Annotated in this window: 18 protein-coding genes; 14 read left to right on the top strand and 4 right to left on the bottom strand. The window is 58.0% G+C overall.

Features of this window, described 5'->3' with window-relative positions; all coding sequences use genetic code 11:
* Positions 1-264: 264 nt before the first annotated feature.
* From clpP to lon, 3 genes are all read left to right on the top strand, one after another.
* The gene (gene clpP / locus FGL65_RS13190) at positions 265-873 is read left to right on the top strand and encodes an ATP-dependent Clp endopeptidase proteolytic subunit ClpP (RefSeq protein WP_147821647.1); all 609 of its coding nucleotides are present in this window, start codon (positions 265-267) and stop codon (positions 871-873) included.
* Positions 874-879: 6 nt separating this feature from the next.
* Entirely contained in the window at positions 880-2133 is a 1254-nt protein-coding gene (gene clpX / locus FGL65_RS13185) for an ATP-dependent Clp protease ATP-binding subunit ClpX (protein WP_147821645.1), read from the top strand.
* Positions 2134-2275: 142 nt separating this feature from the next.
* A complete protein-coding gene (gene lon, locus FGL65_RS13180) occupies positions 2276-4735 on the top strand; it encodes an endopeptidase La (protein WP_147821643.1) in 2460 nt (819 codons plus the stop codon).
* Positions 4736-4820: 85 nt separating this feature from the next.
* Here the strand turns inward: lon and FGL65_RS13175 are convergent, their stop codons facing one another.
* From FGL65_RS13175 to FGL65_RS13160, 4 genes are all read right to left on the bottom strand, one after another.
* Complete coding sequence (locus tag FGL65_RS13175; protein WP_147821641.1) at positions 4821-5417, bottom strand: hypothetical protein; 597 nt, start codon at positions 5415-5417, stop codon at positions 4821-4823.
* Positions 5418-5462: 45 nt separating this feature from the next.
* Entirely contained in the window at positions 5463-6053 is a 591-nt protein-coding gene (locus tag FGL65_RS13170; RefSeq protein ID WP_147821639.1) for a hypothetical protein, read from the bottom strand.
* Positions 6054-6193: 140 nt separating this feature from the next.
* A complete protein-coding gene (locus FGL65_RS13165) occupies positions 6194-7522 on the bottom strand; it encodes a M23 family metallopeptidase (RefSeq protein WP_147821637.1) in 1329 nt (442 codons plus the stop codon).
* A gap of 144 nt (positions 7523-7666) precedes the next feature.
* Complete coding sequence (locus FGL65_RS13160; protein WP_147821636.1) at positions 7667-8098, bottom strand: CBS domain-containing protein; 432 nt, start codon at positions 8096-8098, stop codon at positions 7667-7669.
* A gap of 138 nt (positions 8099-8236) precedes the next feature.
* Between FGL65_RS13160 and FGL65_RS13155 the strand changes: the two genes are divergently transcribed.
* The 11 genes from FGL65_RS13155 to trxA all read left to right on the top strand — a co-directional run bounded on the left by FGL65_RS13155 (position 8237) and on the right by trxA (position 16305).
* Positions 8237-8878 carry a protein-L-isoaspartate(D-aspartate) O-methyltransferase gene (locus FGL65_RS13155; RefSeq protein WP_147821634.1) on the top strand — a complete coding sequence of 214 codons (642 nt, stop codon included), beginning with the start codon at positions 8237-8239 and terminating at the stop codon, positions 8876-8878.
* A gap of 23 nt (positions 8879-8901) precedes the next feature.
* Positions 8902-9873 carry a DUF368 domain-containing protein gene (locus FGL65_RS13150; RefSeq protein WP_250645491.1) on the top strand — a complete coding sequence of 324 codons (972 nt, stop codon included), beginning with the start codon at positions 8902-8904 and terminating at the stop codon, positions 9871-9873.
* 42 nt (positions 9874-9915) lie between these two features.
* Entirely contained in the window at positions 9916-10806 is an 891-nt protein-coding gene (locus FGL65_RS13145; protein WP_147821632.1) for an Mrp/NBP35 family ATP-binding protein, read from the top strand.
* A 5-nt stretch (positions 10807-10811) separates the two neighbouring features.
* A complete protein-coding gene (gene pgsA / locus FGL65_RS13140) occupies positions 10812-11396 on the top strand; it encodes a CDP-diacylglycerol--glycerol-3-phosphate 3-phosphatidyltransferase (protein ID WP_147821631.1) in 585 nt (194 codons plus the stop codon).
* A 19-nt stretch (positions 11397-11415) separates the two neighbouring features.
* Positions 11416-11694, top strand: a complete 279-nt coding sequence (locus FGL65_RS13135) for a hypothetical protein (RefSeq protein ID WP_147821630.1) — start codon at positions 11416-11418, stop codon at positions 11692-11694.
* An 8-nt stretch (positions 11695-11702) separates the two neighbouring features.
* On the top strand, positions 11703-12026 hold the full coding sequence (locus FGL65_RS13130) for an FtsB family cell division protein (protein WP_147821629.1): 324 nt from the start codon (positions 11703-11705) through the stop codon (positions 12024-12026).
* A complete protein-coding gene (locus FGL65_RS13125; RefSeq protein ID WP_147821628.1) occupies positions 12010-12813 on the top strand; it encodes a tetratricopeptide repeat protein in 804 nt (267 codons plus the stop codon). Before FGL65_RS13130 ends, FGL65_RS13125 begins: the two co-directional genes overlap by 17 nt.
* A gap of 84 nt (positions 12814-12897) precedes the next feature.
* Positions 12898-13692, top strand: a complete 795-nt coding sequence (locus FGL65_RS13120) for a hypothetical protein (protein WP_147821626.1) — start codon at positions 12898-12900, stop codon at positions 13690-13692.
* A 29-nt stretch (positions 13693-13721) separates the two neighbouring features.
* Positions 13722-14741 (top strand): class 1 fructose-bisphosphatase, encoded by a 1020-nt coding sequence (gene fbp, locus FGL65_RS13115; protein WP_147821625.1) that lies wholly within the window; start codon positions 13722-13724, stop codon positions 14739-14741.
* A 6-nt stretch (positions 14742-14747) separates the two neighbouring features.
* Positions 14748-15824, top strand: a complete 1077-nt coding sequence (gene tsaD / locus FGL65_RS13110) for a tRNA (adenosine(37)-N6)-threonylcarbamoyltransferase complex transferase subunit TsaD (protein ID WP_147821624.1) — start codon at positions 14748-14750, stop codon at positions 15822-15824.
* A gap of 160 nt (positions 15825-15984) precedes the next feature.
* Entirely contained in the window at positions 15985-16305 is a 321-nt protein-coding gene (trxA, locus tag FGL65_RS13105) for a thioredoxin (protein WP_147821623.1), read from the top strand.

The raw sequence follows: 16305 nt of genomic DNA, 5'->3' as shown, positions 1-16305 counted from the left end.
TTCGGTTTTGCTGGAAGCGAATATCGGGTAGCCCGGCTCTGCCGGGCTACCTTTTTTTCTTTTGTTCCTTGACTGCCGGGATTGAGGATTTATACCTTTTTGCTGAGTAAGTTTCCCTTGTTATGGCTGGGGAAATGCTCCATACTAAGGCTAAGCCGCAAAGCGGTTTCTCGTCTTCATGTCAACGTCGGTTTTCCTGTGAGCTCGCTAAGGTTCTGGACGATTCCGACCGATTAACCACGTAAAGATGTCAAGGAGATTCGGATGACCGCCATCCCTATGGTCATTGAGACGACAGGGCGCACGGAACGTGCTTACGATATTTATTCACGGCTTCTCAAGGACAGGATCATCCTGCTCGGCAGCGCCATTGACGATCACGTTTCGAGCCTGATCTGCGCGCAGCTGCTTTTCCTGGAGTCCGAGGACCCGGAAAAGGAAATATACATGTACATCAACTCGCCGGGTGGCGTTGTCACCGCCGGGATGGCCATCTACGACACCATGCAGTATATTTCCGCGCCGGTGGCCACCCTGTGCCTCGGCCAGGCCGCCAGCATGGGAGCGCTGCTGCTTTCGGCGGGCGAGGCCGGCATGCGTTACGCACTGCCGCACAGCCGCATCATGATTCACCAGCCTGCGGGCGGCGCCCAGGGCCAGGCCTCGGATATCAACATCCAGGCCCAGGAAATCCTGCGCCAGCGGCAGGAGCTGAATAATATACTGGTCAAACATACGGGCCAGAAGGTAAGCAAGATAGAGAAGGACACTGATCGCGACTTCTTCATGTCTTCCGAGGAAGCCGTGGAGTACGGAGTGATCGACAAAGTTATGGCCTCCCGCAGCGATATCGCGGGTGCGGCCAAGGATTAGAAGACAATGACGAAAGAAAGCAACGCGACTTCCGAGCTGAGTTGCTCTTTCTGCGGAAAGAAGCAGGCCGAAGTCCAACGCCTCATTGCAGGGCCGGATGTCTACATCTGCGATGAATGCGTGGGGTTGTGCAACGACATCATGGCGCAGGAGACCGTCAACGAGGAGTTCGAGGACGGACGCCTGCTGCCGCCCGAGGAGATCAAGGCGCTCCTGGATGAATACGTCATCGGACAGGAGCATCCCAAGAAGATTCTTTCCGTGGCCGTGTACAACCACTACAAGCGCATTTTCTATTCCCAGGCCAACCAGGGCCCGGATGACGTGGAGATCGACAAGAGCAACATCCTGCTCGTCGGCCCCACCGGTTCGGGCAAGACCCTGCTGGCGCAGACCCTGGCCAGGGTGCTCAAGGTGCCCTTTGCCATTGCCGACGCCACCACCCTGACCGAGGCCGGGTACGTGGGCGAGGACGTGGAGAACATCCTCGTGCAGCTCCTGCAGAACGCCGACTACGACATTGATGCGGCCAGCCGCGGCATCATCTACGTGGACGAGATCGACAAGGTTGCCCGCAAGGGCGACAGCCCGTCCATCACCCGCGACGTGTCGGGCGAAGGCGTGCAGCAGGCCCTGCTCAAGATCATTGAGGGCACCGAGGCCAACATTCCGCCCAAGGGCGGGCGCAAGCACCCCCAGCAGGAATTTATCCGCATGGATACCTCCAACATCCTGTTCATCCTGGGGGGCGCGTTCATCGGTCTCGACCAGATCGTGCAGCAGCGCAAGCAGGGCTCGGGCATGGGTTTTGCCGCCAAGGTGGAAACCAAGAAGGAAGAGCTGCTCAGCCGCCTTCTCAAGGAAGCCGAGCCCAACGACCTGATCAAATTCGGTCTCATTCCCGAGTTCGTGGGCCGTATCCCGGTCATGACCGCTCTCGAGGAACTGACCGAGGACGATCTGGTGCGCATTCTCCAGGAGCCCAAGAACGCCCTGGTGAGCCAGTACAAGAAGCTCTTCGAGCTGGACAAGGTCAACCTGCGTATCACCGACAACGCGCTGCGCGCCATCGCCAAGAAGGCCATCGAGCGCAAGACCGGCGCACGCGGCCTGCGCAACGTGATGGAAACCATCATGCTTGACATCATGTACAAGCTTCCTTCCCTGGAAAACGTGAAGGAGTGCGTCGTGAACAAGGCCGTGGTGGAAAAGGGCATGGAGCCCTTGTTGTTCTATCACCAGGAAGTGAAGAGCGCCTAACGTCGATACTACCGGGCCCGGCGCATGCCGGGCCCTTTTTTTCTCCGACGGTTTGACAACGCACCGGGCGGTATTAACTATTCAGCATTCCCGGCGCAGCCCGATCCGGGCCGCACCTTAACTGCCAAACGGGAGGATATTCATGCCGACTTTCAGCTTTGACGGCAAAGAATCCCCAAATCATATCGAACTTCCCATGATGTCTCTGCGGGAAGTGGTCATGTTCCCCCGGTCCATCGCGCCTCTGTTTGTTGGCCGGGAGGCTTCCATCAAGGCCATCGAGACCGCCATTGCCGATCATGATAAGAAGATTTTCCTGGTCACCCAGAAGAATCCGGAAAAGGAGCGCCCCGAAGGCGACGATCTCTATGAGATCGGTACGGTCAGTAAGATATTGCAGATGCTCCGACTGCCGGACGGCACCATCAAGGTGTTGTTCGAGGGTCTGTATCGCGCCCGCAGGGAGCAGGGGGCCGAAGGCGCCGGTTATGAGCTGGGCGAGGACGATTATCCCCGCGCCCGGATAGTGGCCCTTGAGGAGCCTGTGGCGGATTCCCCCGAGGCACAGGCCCTGATCCGTTCCGTGCAGGATTCCTTGGAGGAGTTCGGCAAGGTGAACAAGAAGCTGGCTCCCGAAGCCATTCTGGCCATGTCCTCCCTCAAGGACGCGGGACAGCTGGCCGACTCGGTCATGCCGCATCTCAAGGTGGACTTTGACCGCAAGCAGGAAATCCTGGAGATGTTCGCTCCACTGGAACGCCTTGAAAAGGTCTATGAGCTGCTCCTGGGCGAGATCGAGATCGTCTCCGTGGAAAAGCGCATCAAGGGCCGGGTCAAGGACCAGATGGAGAAGAATCAGCGCGAGTACTATCTCAACGAGCAGATGAAGGCCATCAACAAGGAGATGGGCCGCGAGGACGATCCCGCCTCTGAGGCCGCCGAGTTGGAAAGCCAGCTTGACGCCAAGGAGATGCCCGAAGAGCACAAGGAACGCGTCAAAAAAGAGATCAAGAAGATGCGCCAAACTCCGTCCAGTTCGGCGGAATATACCGTGGTGCGTAACTATATCGACTGGATCCTGGACCTTCCCTGGGGAGCTCTCAAGCATACGGACACCGACATCGACAAGGCCCGCAAGGTGCTCGACGAGGACCACTACGGTCTGGAAAAGCCCAAGGAACGCATCTTGGAATATATGGCCGTGGAATCGCTTGTGGACAAGCTGCGCGGCCCCATCCTCTGTCTGGTGGGCCCTCCCGGCGTGGGCAAGACCTCTATTGCCAAGTCCATTGCCCGGGCCATGGATCGGGAATTCGTGCGTCTTTCCCTGGGCGGCGTTCGTGACGAGGCCGAGATTCGCGGCCATCGCCGCACCTATGTGGGCGCGCTGCCGGGCAAGATCATCCAGTCCCTGAAACGCTGCAAGTTCAACAATCCGGTCATGTGCCTGGACGAGGTGGACAAGATGAGCGCCGATTTCCGGGGCGATCCGTCCGCGGCGTTGCTGGAAGTGCTCGACCCCGAACAGAACTACGCCTTTGCCGACCACTATCTGGATCTGGACTACGACCTGTCCAAGATATTTTTCATCACCACGGCAAACACCCTGGAATCCATCCCACTGCCTTTGCAGGACCGCATGGAGATCATCCGCCTGCCCGGGTACCTGGAAAACGAGAAGGTCAAGATCGCCCGCCAGTTTCTGCAGCCCAAGCAGCTGGACATGCATGGCCTCAAGGAAGAAAACCTGATTCTCTCGGACAATGCGCTTCTCGACATCGTGCGCCAGTATACCAGAGAGGCCGGCGTGCGCAGTCTGGAGCGCGAGATTGCCTCCATTTGCCGCAAGTCGGCCATGAAGATCGTGGAAGAGGGCGACAGGGACAAGGCGGTCCATGTGACCAAGCAGAACCTGTCCACCTTCCTGGGCGTGCCCCGTTTCCGTCACGGCGAGCGCGAATCCGAATCCCTGGTGGGCGTCAGCACCGGCCTTGCCTGGACCCAGCTCGGCGGCGAGTTGCTTTTGGTGGAGGTCGCTCTCATGCCCGGCAAGGGCAAGGTGCAGATTACGGGCAAGCTCGGGGACGTCATGCAGGAATCCGCCCGCGCGGCCATTTCCTACATCCGTTCCCGCTCGGATCTGTTTGGTCTTAAGCCCGATTTCCATCAGCAGGTGGACATCCACATCCACGTGCCCGAAGGCGCCACGCCCAAGGATGGTCCCAGCGCGGGCATCACCCTGGCTTCGGCCATCACCTCGGCACTCCTGAACAGGCCCGTGCGCAACGACCTTGCCATGACTGGTGAGATCACCCTGCGCGGACGCGTGCTGCCTATCGGCGGCCTGCGTGAAAAGCTGCTTGCCGCGCACCGTGGGCTGGTCAAGACCGTGCTCATTCCCGCGGACAACAAGAAGGACCTCAAGGATGTGCCCAACGCCATTCTCAAGGACCTGGAAGTCATCCCCGTGGAAACCATGGACGAGGTGCTGGAGCATGCGCTTCTGTGCCCCGGCGGTGAGAAGTTGTTTTGTCCCACCGAGGGGATAGCTCCGGTGGCCAACGGGCTTCTCAAGGACGAGCACCGCAAGTCGGCGCATTAGTCCGAACCAACGGATCAAATGAACAAAACCCCGCCGGGCATGCCCGGCGGGGTTTTCTGTTGAGAGATGGCAAGAACTGTGCGGTTCAGGCTCTGAAGCTTTTGGCTGAGTTCATTTGCTTGGGGCGCATAAAGGACTTGTAGCTGTTGTTGGCAATGTTTTGCCTTAATTGGTTTAAACCCCCAGATTCCGAGCCTTCAAGTCCTTGAATAAATTCTGGAGTCGACAATTCCGTACTCAACGCCGCAAGGGATTGTCCGTTTACCGTCGGTTGGGATGATTGTTGCTCCTGTTCGGCCGCTTTTTCATCCTCGGCTTCTTGTTTCTTTATGTTGTCGACGTTCTGGGAGGTGACATGCGCCTGGGCCACTCCTCCAATCTTGGAGATTTTTTGCTGTAGCTGGCGAATGCTGGCTTTTTGCTGCTCGGTTGGAGGGCTGTCAGCTGAGGATATTTCAGTCTCAAGGCGGATTTTCAGGTACTTCAGTTCGTCCGAGTCTTTTTCGTTTCCCAGCCCTTGGGAGGAGTGTGAAGCCGCTCCGTTTTTTTGCGTTTCCTCGCCCTGCGGAACAACTTCGGGAAACGCGGAGCCGTCTTTCTTCAGATTGTGAGCAGTACCCTTGACCAGGCGGAAAGCCTGTGGCGCCGAGGACTCGCCTGATGAATCGATTCCATTGATCACTTGAAATTGCCTCCGAATCTTATATCACAAGTCCATTATGATGAATCAAGCCTTGACGTCTTTGAGTATCGAGTCCGTAGCGGATGCTTCGGACAAGGAAGAGGTCAGATAGCTGTTCTGAGCCCAGCCCTGGAGAAATTGCGCCATCTTGCCGCCCTCGCTTTCCTTTGAACCTTCAAGCAGCCCAATCTCGTTGAGCCTCATCTGACGGAGATATTCCGGTTCCGAGAGCAGCATGGCCTTCTTTTCCTTTTCCTGTTCATCCTCCTTTTCCGTTCCTGGCAGCTTTTTCATGGTCTGCGACATGGATTTGGACATCTTCACGCCAGTGAGATTCTCGATTTTCTTTTCGATCTCCCTGATGTCGCGTTGCTGCTTTTCCGTGGGCGGGTTGTCCGCCGAGGCCAGGAGCTGGGCCAGGAGGGTCTTGTAGTTCTCGAGCTCCTCCTTTTCCTCTTCGGTCAGCGTGCGCTGCATGGGAAGGGCGTTGATGCCTTCCTGCGCTTTTTCCGCTTCCGTCTTCTCCGGAGTAAAGGAGCCGTTTCCTTCGGCGTCTATGTTCAGGGTCAGTCCCCTGGACCGCCGAATTGCCGAAGCCGTGTAGCTGCCGGTTGTGGAATCGATTGCACTGATCATGCTTCCATACCTCGTGGAAAGAATTTCCGATTCGATATGTGAAGCAAGAATTGGTCCGACGGCAGGTTTTGCCTGGAGAGGATGGGGGACACAAAAAAGGCCGGGAGATTTTGGATTCTCCCGGCCCTGATGCAATCGGATTATTGCAGTTTTGAGGTAATGTTGTGCTTGATCCAGCGGGCGTCCCACCATTCAAAAGGCTGGACGGGGATGCCGGAGATGATCACGCCGTAGTGTAGGTGGTCGCCTCCCGCCAGGCCCGTGGTGCCGGTGTGCCCAATGATCTGGCCGCGGGTGACGTTGTCGTTGCGGGCCACGCTCATGCTGGTCAGGTGGGCATAGAGCGTCTGCAGTCCCAGACCGTGGTCGATGATGACCACGTTGCCGTAGATGCCCAGGAAGTCCGCATAGGCCACGATGCCGTCGTTGCCGGCGGGGACCGGGGCCTGCTGGGTGCTGGCCAGGTCCAGTCCCAGGTGGGTCTGTTGGTCCACTACCTTGCCCTGGTAGTAGTAGTCGCGCGCATCCGCGAAACGGGCGCGGTTGGCCGAGTTGGGCAGCCGCTTGAACGGGCCTTTCCAAAGCATGGCGTCCGCAGTGTCGCGGCCGACCTTGACCAGCTCGGCCCGGTTCATGCCTCGCACCTCGGTGTTGATCTTCAGGTACTGCTCAAGCAGGGATCCCTCGCCGCTCAGGTATTGCTGGAATTCGGGGAGGGTCTTCTCGAAGAAGGAGTCGGACAGGTTGATGCGGTCCTTGCGGAAATTGCGTGCGTTTGCGTGGTAGGGGAACGAGCGTTTGGCGCTGTTGCCTGCGGTGTCCGTGGCCACGATCATGGGGCTGAACTTGGCGGGCGGAGTATCCCAGGGCATGGCGAACATGCAGTAGTAGATGTTCTTGTCGCCGAAGGCGGCCTGCTTGTAGGCCGGGAAGAAACGTTCGCCCACCTGTATGCCGCTTTCCTTGGCCTCCTCGGAAAGGGCATAGATCAGCAGGCCCGCACCGCCCTGGGTCAGGTTGGTGGTGTGCGTCTGGACCATGATGCGCGGCGGCTTGCTGTCCAGGGTGAAATCCTTGGCAGCCAAGCTCTTGCCGGCCTGGCCAAAGGGATAGAATGAGGCGTCCCGCGCCGAAACCCGCACGGTGAGCGAGCCGTCCTTGAGTTTGCCCTTGGGCAGGGTGAACTTTTCCCTGATCTGGGTGGTTCCCTGGGCCACGTCCCTGGAGAGGACGGGCAGGGTAGTTTTGCCCTGGATCACGTCCACGGTGATGGACTTGAGGCCCGAGCCCGGATCCTCGACCGTGACGATGTATTCGGTGTTCTGGCCCACTTCGGTCACGTCCGGTTCAATGGCGATGGTCGGCGGAGTCGTGTCCCTGAAGACCACGAAGCCGCCCGCGGCCAGGACGGCCAGCACCAGGACGGCGATGACCGCCCCGAAGGGGAATTTCTTTTTTTCCTTGTTCATGAAAACGTATCCTTGTTTGGATTATGGTATTTGATTTTTTCTAGACAATTTCTACACGCATATGCGGCGGTTCTCAAGGGCGGAAAAAAGAAAGCGTTCTTGCACATTTGTGCAAGAACGCCGCTTGGCAGAGGAAGAGGCTGTCTACTGGTCGTTGTCCAGTGCGTCCATGAGGTTGATGGTTAGCTTAAGGAAGTCCGCCTCCGTGAGGATTCCCACCAGCTGGCCGTTTTCCAGGACCGGAAGGCATCCGTACTTGTGGTTGAGCAGCAGCTGGGCCGCGTCCTTGAGACTGGAATCCGGAGTGACGGTCATGACGTCCGTGCACATGATCTCCCGCAGGGGGATGCCGGAGTCTATTTCCTTCTGGGTTTCCGCATCCAGGTCGGCCAGTTCCGAAATGGTTGCCGAGAGTACGTCGCGGTGGGTGATCAGCCCGGAGAAATGGTTGTCCACATCCACGATGGGTATGTGCCGGATGCGCTGGAGGTCCATGAGGGCGCGGGCGTTGTGCAGGGATTCGTTTTCCAGCAGGGAATGAACAGGGGTGGACATCCAATCCTTGACTTTGAGCATGCTATCCTCCGGTTGCTTATATCTGAATACTTGTCGAAGAGGGGCATCGTGTCAAGCGGGGGGAACGGTTCTCTTGACTTGGCAGTAAAATTCTGGTCTGCATCCTGCAAACGACAAATCAGGGCGGGGAGTTACTGAATGATAGATCCGAAGCGGCTTCGGGAAAAAATGGTTCGCGAGCAGATCGAGGCGCGCGGTGTTGACGACAGGCGCGTGCTGGACGCCATGCGGGAGCTGCCCCGGCATGTATTTGTGGAAGAGGCGCTGGCCTCCAAGGCCTATACCGATGCCCCGCTGCCCATAGGCGAAGGCCAGACCATATCCCAGCCCTACATTGTGGCCCTCATGTCCCAGAAGCTCCGGGTGGAGCCGGGCATGAAGGTGCTGGAGATCGGTACCGGCTCCGGGTACCAGGCCGCCGTGCTCGACCGCATGGGGGCCGAGGTCTACACCGTGGAGCGCATCAAGAAGTTATTTTTCGCGGCCCGGAAGCGGTTCATGGATATGCGACTTTTCGGCATCAAACTCAAGCTCGATGACGGGACCATGGGCTGGCCCGAAGAGGCCCCGTTCGACCGCATCATCGTTACGGCGGGTGGGCCGGAAGTTCCCCGGCCGCTGGTTGACCAACTTGCCGATCCCGGTTTACTGGTCATCCCCGTGGGTTCCTCCCGCAGGATGCAGAAACTCATCCTGGTGGAAAAAAGGGATGGGCAGGTGACCGAGACCGATCTGGGCGGGGTCGCCTTTGTGGATCTCGTGGGCGCCCACGGCTGGTAATTTCAACACGACGAGGCGTTTTGGTGCATCAAGAAAGGCTGACCCTGCGGCAGGCCTGGGCCAGGAGCCCTGGGCCGGAAAACGGCAGGCAGGCGGCCATCCTGGCCATAAAGGGTTTCTGCATGGGGGCCGCGGACATCATTCCCGGCGTTTCCGGCGGGACCATTGCATTCATCACCGGCATTTACGACCAACTTGTGGACGCCATCCATTCCTTTGACACCGCGTTTTTGCGCAGGCTGCTGCGTTTCAATCTGCCCGGCGTGCTGGAGCACGCCCACCTCAAGTTCCTGTTTTTCCTTCTCTCCGGCATTGCGCTGGCCATTGTCGGCATGGCCCGGGTCATGCATTTCATGCTCAGCCAGCATCCCGTGGAGATCTGGTCCCTGTTTTTCGGGCTTATCGCCGCGTCCATCTACATCGTGGGCAAGCGGATAGAACGGCTCAACACCGCCAACCTGCTTTTATGCGCCCTGGGGGCCTTGGGCAGTTATCTCCTGGTGGGCATGATCCCCGTGGCCACGCCGGAAACCCTGTGGTTCGTGTTCCTGTGCGGCTCCATCGCCATCTGCGCCATGATCCTGCCGGGCATCAGCGGAGCCTTCATCCTGCTCATGCTCGGCAAGTACGAATATATAACCAGAACCCTCAAGAATCCGTTTCTGATGGAAAACATGGAAATCATCCTTGTTTTTCTTGCCGGAGCCGGATTAGGTATTATTGTCTTTTCACGTTTGCTGCACTATCTTCTTCACCGATGGCACGCGGCCACGGTCAGCGTGCTTACCGGTTTCATGGTCGGGGCCCTGCGAAAGGTCTGGCCCTGGAAGGAAGTGCTGGAGAGTGCGGTCATCAGGGGCAAGGTCCACGTGCTGCGGGAGCAGAACGTCCTGCCCGATCTGGGCGGGGAGCTGGTTTCGGCCCTGTGTCTGATGATTGCGGGAATGCTTGTGGTCCTGGCCCTGGACAGGCTTTCCAACGGGAAGTCCTGCTAAGGGATGGGGTGATATAACCTTAAATTTTATCAGGTGAGTACAGTGAGTTCCGGATGTTCCACGTGCCCCAGCTCCAAGGGCGGGGAAAAACAGGCCAGTGCGCAGCATGAGCTGCAGAACGAGTTGATTTCCTCCACTCTTGCCCGCATCAAGCACAAGATTTTCGTCATGAGCGGCAAGGGCGGCGTGGGCAAGAGCTCTGTGACCGTGAACCTTGCCGCGGCCCTGGCCGACCAGGGACACAAGGTTGGTATCCTGGACGTGGATATTCACGGCCCCAGCGTGCCGACCCTGCTCGGTCTCAAGGGCAACCTGGACATCGACCGGGGCTCCCTGGTCATGCCCAAGCAGTACAATGAAAACCTCTGTGCGGTTTCCATGGAATCCCTGCTCAAGGATCCGGATCAGGCTGTGCTCTGGCGCGGGCCCATGAAGACTTCGGCCATCCGCCAGTTCGTTTCCGACGTGCAGTGGGGCGATCTCGACTTTTTGGTCGTGGATTCCCCTCCGGGCACTGGCGACGAACCCATGACCGTTCTCAAGACCATTCCGGACGCCCTGTGCCTGGTGGTGACCACACCCCAGGAGGTTTCCCTGAGCGACGTGCGCAAGTCCATCAACTTTCTGCAGTACGCCAACGCCAATATCCTGGGCGTGGTGGAAAACATGAGCGGGCTTGTCTGTCCCCATTGCCACAAGTCAATCGATCTGTTCAAAAAAGGCGGCGGTGAAGATCTGGCCAACAAGTACGGCCTGGATTTCCTCGGCGCCATCCCCCTGGACCCGGCGACCGTGGTCGCGGGCGACAGGGGTACGCCGGTGGTCCTGCTTGAAGAGGAATCCTTTGCCAAGGACGCCTTCCTCAAGCTCAGCGAAACAGTGGCCAAGGCTGTCGAAAGCAGTCTTGAAGCAGCTGCTACAAATCACGGTTAGGTATCATGAATAGAGAACTTTTCAATCTGCCCAACACGCTGACCCTGACCCGCATTCTTGCCGCCCCCATCATCGTGGTGCTCCTTTATTTTCATCTGTGGTTCGGGTGGAAGTTCGGGCCCATTGCCGCTGCCATCGTCTTCATGCTGGCCTCCCTGACCGACATGTTCGACGGCATCATCGCCCGCCAGCAGAACCTGATCACCAACCTCGGCAAGTTCCTGGATCCCCTGGCCGACAAGCTGCTCATTTGCTCCGTGCTCATCATGCTGGTGCGCATGGGAGCGGACTGGAAGGTCCCCGCGTGGGTGGTCATCATCATTGTCGCCCGCGAGATTGCGGTTACCGGCATGCGGGCCATTGCCGCGGAGCGGGGTGATGTGATTCCTGCCGACAAGTTCGGCAAGATGAAAACCATAGTGCAGAGCCTGGCCCTGGCGCCGCTGCTTTGGCATTATCCCCTGTTCGGCATCAATCTCGTGTTGCTCGGACAGGTTCTTTTGTACACCGCCCTGGTGCTTACGGTTTTCTCCGGGGGGAATTATCTGTACAATTTCTATAGAAATTGGTTAATGAATGAAGAAAGTTGAAGCGATAAGGTGAGATCCCATGGCTGAAACCGACATCACGAACTACATGGTGCGCATATCCAATTGCCTCCAGACCATACTGGATTTGGAACCCGAGCTTGAACGTTTGGAGCTCGGGCATTCCCTGCTGGATGAGTTCGTGGTGCTGAAGTCGTTCTTGGAAAAGATCGACAGGGTGGAGGTCGGAGAAGAGGATGTTCGCCGTATCGAGCAGGCTACAGCCAATTTCCTCGAGGAACTCAAGGGGCCGCTGGCGGGGCTGGATGCGGAAGAAAACGGTAACCGCCGACTGCAATGAGGGTATGAATGGCTGGAAAGCGCATTCTTCTGGGCTGTCTGATACTGATTAACCTGTTTCTGCTTTTCCGGTTCGTGTGGAGCGGGCAGGGCTTGTTCGCCTATATGGAGCTGAAACAGCGGCACGACGCCCTGGAAAGGCAGCTCCAGGAGGTGGACGCCGAAAGCCTGGATCTGAGCAGGGAGATCGTGCGTCTGAAAAACGACCGGGCCTACCAGGAGAAAATCATCAGGGACAGGATGAATTTCGTCAAAAAGGACGAGATACTCTACATCTTCCAAGACAATGACGTTGCAAGCACTGGAGAGAAGGCGGATGGAGAAGAAGATTGAGTGGTACCAGGAGGTCCTTTCCCTTGAACCAGGCTCCAAGGTTTTCTTTCCCCTGGCCAAGCTTTTTGCCGAAACGGGCAATACAGAGGATGCCGTTAAGACCCTGCGGTTAGGGCTTGACCGGCATCCTGATTTTCTGGAAGCACGCATGTTTTTGGTCCAGCTCCTCACCGATCTGGGCCGGGAGGATGAGGTGCACGACCAGTTGCGCCATGTCGTCGATCCCCTGGGGGAATATCCCGCTTTCTGGCGGGCGTGGGCCCGGAGCATCCCCGAGGACAAACGGGACCTGAGCGTCTTTCTCATGCTTGTTGCCGCCAATATTTCCGGGGAGGATATCCGCTGGACCGACGTGGTCTTCGAGGGACTTTCCTCGCTGTCTGACCGCCTGGTCGGCGCGCCTTTGCCGCCGCCGTGCGAGTGCAAGCCCAGGCCGCCGCGTCGCGTTGCGCCGATCTCGCCCGACCTGGAGTATGACGGTGTTGTGGAGCGCGACGAGGAAATCGTGCTCGACGGAGGCAACCTGCGTACCCGGACCATGGCCGAACTTCTGGCCTCCCAGGGGGATATTCGCGGAGCACTGGATATTTTCAGGGAACTGCTGGAGCTTTCCCCGGCAGAGGGCAAACCCGCCTTGCAGGAGCGCATCCGGGAGTTGGAGACCAATCTCGGTAGGGAAGAGGGCGGGGACGACAAGGGGGACCCGTTCAGCGTGCATGCCAAGAACAGGCTCATCAGCACGCTGGAAACCCTGGCTTCGCGCTTCGAGGCCCGCATCCGTTCGTGAACACCGGGCTTGAATACCGGACAGACACTGTGTAATACGGGGCTGCCCGTTCGGGCCGTCACTGTAACAGGGATATCTGCATACATGAAAAGGTTATTAGCATTGCTGTTGGTGCTGGCCCTGGCTGTCGCCTTGGCCGGTTGCCATACATGGACAAGGACCACACGGTATATAAAGGGGCAGTGGGAGCCCATTCGCGGATATGTCGATCCGGATGCGGAAATCGATACCGACGCCTACAGGCTGGAAAATCCCAACTTTGAGAAGCTCGCAAGGCTTATCACTCCGGTGGATTCGCCGCTGCTGAGCCTCAACCGCTATGTTTCGGACAAGGACAACTATCCCGACAAGGAATGGTTCGATCTGCTTTCCACCAGGTTTCCCTGGGTGGACCGGGCCTTTGTCACCGACGACAACGGCACCATTCTCGAGCAGGTGCCCGCCATTCCCCTCAAGCGTTTCAGCCAGCCTCTCGTCTTTAAGGGGTACTGGCGCAAGACCTTCCTTGAAACAGTGGCCGACTATCCTGAATTGGGTCCTGAGCTGTATATCGGAACCCCGTATTTCCTTGATGCTGACTTCAAGGGGCTGATCGTGGCCGGTTTTGATCCGCGTACCGTGATCAATTTCAGTCCCGAGCCTGAAAAGCTGATCATCGTACATCCCGGGGGCGGCGTCTGGACCGCGGGATGCCCGGTGGACGAGGCCGCCTTGTTGGCCGTGCCCTGGGATACCCTGCTTGAGGACAATGTGACCGGTCAGGTTCAGGTGGGTGATAAATATTATACATGGCTTGCAAGATTTATCGGTGATGATGAATATGTCTATGCCACGGAAAGTGTCGATCCCGAGATCGGGGCCGGTTCGGGTTGGTTTTAGCATAGAGCCGTTTCACAAGGAGATCGTTAGTGTCCCAGCAAGTCACAGTCACCGAGCATATCATTCTGCATCAGAATATGGTCCCCAGGGCCACGGGCCAGTTCACCCGCCTTTTTAACGAGCTTGTTCTTTCCGCAAAGATCATTTCCCGCGAGGTCAACAAGGCCGGGTTGGTGGACGTTCTCGGGTTCACCGGCGAGGTCAATGTCCAGGGGGAAGAGGTCAAGAAGCTTGATGAGTACGCCAACCGCATTCTCATTCACCGTCTGGCCCGCTCCGGGGTTCTCTGCGCCATGGCCTCCGAGGAAAACGCCGACATCATCGAGATTCCTCACGGATTGCCCCAGGGGAATTACATCTGTATCTTCGATCCGCTGGATGGCTCCTCGAACATCGATGTCAACGTCAACATCGGCACCATTTTTTCCATCTATCGCCGCAACAGCAATCCGCACGAACCCCTGCTTTCCTCGGATGTCCTGCAGCCGGGCATGGAGCAGGTTGCGGCGGGGTATATTCTTTACGGTTCGTCCACCATGCTTGTGTTCACCACCGGAAACGGGGTCTATGGCTTCACGCTCGACCCCGGTGTGGGCGAGTTCCTGCTTTCCCACCCCAACATCCGCATCCCGGAGCAGGGCAAGATCTATTCGGTCAACGAAGGATACAGCCAGTACTGGGATGAGGGCACGCGCGCCGTGGTGGAGTATTTCAAGTCGTCGCAGAATTCGCACATGAAACCCTACAGCGCCCGGTACATCGGTTCGCTGGTGGCGGATTTTCATCGCAACCTGCTTTACGGCGGCGTGTTCCTGTATCCCGCGGACATGCGCGATCCCAAGAAGCCCACGGGCAAGCTCCGGCTCTTGTGCGAGGCCAATCCCATGGCCATGATCGTGGAGCAGGCCGGCGGCATGGCCATCGACGGCGAAAAGCGCATCATGGAGATCGAGCCGGATCACCTGCACCAACGCACGCCGCTGTTCATCGGTTCGCGCAAGGATGTCATGGTGGTCCAGGAAATCTACCAGAAATACAAGGGCAAATAGTCCTCCATGCTCAGTCTCGGTATTGAAACGTCTTGCGACGAGACGGCGGTTGCGCTCGTGCGCGACGGTCGCCTGGTGGGACAGAAGCTCGCGACCCAGATCGATGTGCACGCCGTGTTCGGCGGGGTGGTCCCGGAGATCGCCTCGCGGGAACATCTGCGGGTTTTGCCGGTGCTGTATCGTGAATTGATGCAGGATACCGGAATTGATCCTTCGGAGATTGACGTGGTTTCCGTGGCCCGTGGCCCCGGACTTTTGGGAGCCTTGCTGGTGGGCGTGAGCTTTGCCAAGGCCTTGAGCGTTTCCCTCGGCACCCGTTTGGTGGGGGTCAACCACCTCTGGGCCCATCTCCTGGCTCCCGGCCTGGAGCAGGAATTGCGCTTTCCCGCACTGGGACTGTTGGTTTCCGGCGGGCACACCCATACCTACCGCATCGACTCGTCCACGCAGTTCGAGCTCTTGGGCCGGACCTTGGACGACGCGGCAGGGGAGGCCTTCGACAAGGTGGCCAAGCTGCTCAATTTTCCCTATCCGGGCGGCCGGTTTATTGATGAACTGGGCCGGGGCGTGGCTCCGGACACCGGGCTGTTCCCGAGGGCATTCATAGACACCCCGAGTTTGGATTTCAGCTTCAGCGGCCTGAAGACTGCGGTTGCAAACTACATTCAGGCCCATCCCGAACTCGTGCTCGATGAAATGGGGAATATCGAATCGGTTGCACGCATGCCCCGGGAACGCCGGGATCTGATCGCCACGGTCTGCGCCTCCTTCAACTGGAGCGTGGCCGATACCCTGCGGATCAAGGTGGAGCGTGCGCTCAAGCAGACCGGAAAGGTTAAGAGCATCATCGTGGCCGGCGGGGTTGCGGCTAATTCAATGGTTCGGACCGTCATGCAGGAGCTGGCAGAATCCAGGAACATCGATCTGGTTTTGCCCGGCCTGCAACTGTGCACGGACAACGGTTCCATGATCGCCTATGCCGGTGGACTGCTCGCCGGGCAGGGCTATTGCCATGGCCTGGACCTCGAGGCGATTCCGCGCGGGAGGGTCGTCCCGCTGGATTGGCGCGAATGCCGGGGCTGACAGGGCTAAATTGTCCTGTTCCGTCTTGACAGTACGAGCCTCCATCACTACTTTTAATAACTTGGTTGAATGCGACACTAAGCGGAGTTGTCCCTTGGGGCCCCGCCGAGTAGATACGGTTCAGGCCGTCGAATTTCGAAACGAAGAAAGGAGTATACGCATGGCTATGCAGGTTACTGACAGCAATTTCGAAGCTGAAGTGTTGAACAGCGACATCCCCGTGCTCATCGACTTCTGGGCTCCCTGGTGCGGTCCTTGTCGGGCTATGGGACCTGTGATTGACGAACTCGCCACCGAATACGACGGCAAGGTCAAGATTGCCAAGATGAACGTGGATGAAAACTCCGCAACTCCCGGCAAATACGGAATTCGCGCCATCCCGACCATCATCCTTTTCAAGGGCGGCGAGGTTCTGGACCAGAGCACCGGTGCTGTTTCCAAAAGCAGCATCAAGGAAATGATCGAGAAGAAAGCACTGTAA

It is taken from the genome of Salidesulfovibrio onnuriiensis, assembly GCF_008001235.1.
In the GTDB taxonomy this organism is placed as follows: domain Bacteria; phylum Desulfobacterota; class Desulfovibrionia; order Desulfovibrionales; family Desulfovibrionaceae; genus Pseudodesulfovibrio; species Pseudodesulfovibrio onnuriiensis.
The sequence above is the reverse complement of the archived record's forward strand: the minus strand, read 5'-3'. Positions and strand labels throughout refer to the sequence as shown.

Coding starts and splice junctions, on each gene's coding strand:
- FGL65_RS13155 (WP_147821634.1), top strand. CDS start 8,237: ATGATAGATCCGAAGCGGCTTCGGGAAAAAATGGTTCGCGAGCAGATC.
- clpX (WP_147821645.1), top strand. CDS start 880: ATGACGAAAGAAAGCAACGCGACTTCCGAGCTGAGTTGCTCTTTCTGC.
- FGL65_RS13135 (WP_147821630.1), top strand. CDS start 11,416: ATGGCTGAAACCGACATCACGAACTACATGGTGCGCATATCCAATTGC.
- clpP (WP_147821647.1), top strand. CDS start 265: ATGACCGCCATCCCTATGGTCATTGAGACGACAGGGCGCACGGAACGT.
- FGL65_RS13130 (WP_147821629.1), top strand. CDS start 11,703: ATGGCTGGAAAGCGCATTCTTCTGGGCTGTCTGATACTGATTAACCTG.
- tsaD (WP_147821624.1), top strand. CDS start 14,748: ATGCTCAGTCTCGGTATTGAAACGTCTTGCGACGAGACGGCGGTTGCG.
- pgsA (WP_147821631.1), top strand. CDS start 10,812: ATGAATAGAGAACTTTTCAATCTGCCCAACACGCTGACCCTGACCCGC.
- FGL65_RS13160 (WP_147821636.1), bottom strand. CDS start 8,098: ATGCTCAAAGTCAAGGATTGGATGTCCACCCCTGTTCATTCCCTGCTG.
- FGL65_RS13170 (WP_147821639.1), bottom strand. CDS start 6,053: ATGATCAGTGCAATCGATTCCACAACCGGCAGCTACACGGCTTCGGCA.
- FGL65_RS13165 (WP_147821637.1), bottom strand. CDS start 7,522: ATGAACAAGGAAAAAAAGAAATTCCCCTTCGGGGCGGTCATCGCCGTC.
- FGL65_RS13125 (WP_147821628.1), top strand. CDS start 12,010: ATGGAGAAGAAGATTGAGTGGTACCAGGAGGTCCTTTCCCTTGAACCA.
- FGL65_RS13120 (WP_147821626.1), top strand. CDS start 12,898: ATGAAAAGGTTATTAGCATTGCTGTTGGTGCTGGCCCTGGCTGTCGCC.
- lon (WP_147821643.1), top strand. CDS start 2,276: ATGCCGACTTTCAGCTTTGACGGCAAAGAATCCCCAAATCATATCGAA.
- trxA (WP_147821623.1), top strand. CDS start 15,985: ATGGCTATGCAGGTTACTGACAGCAATTTCGAAGCTGAAGTGTTGAAC.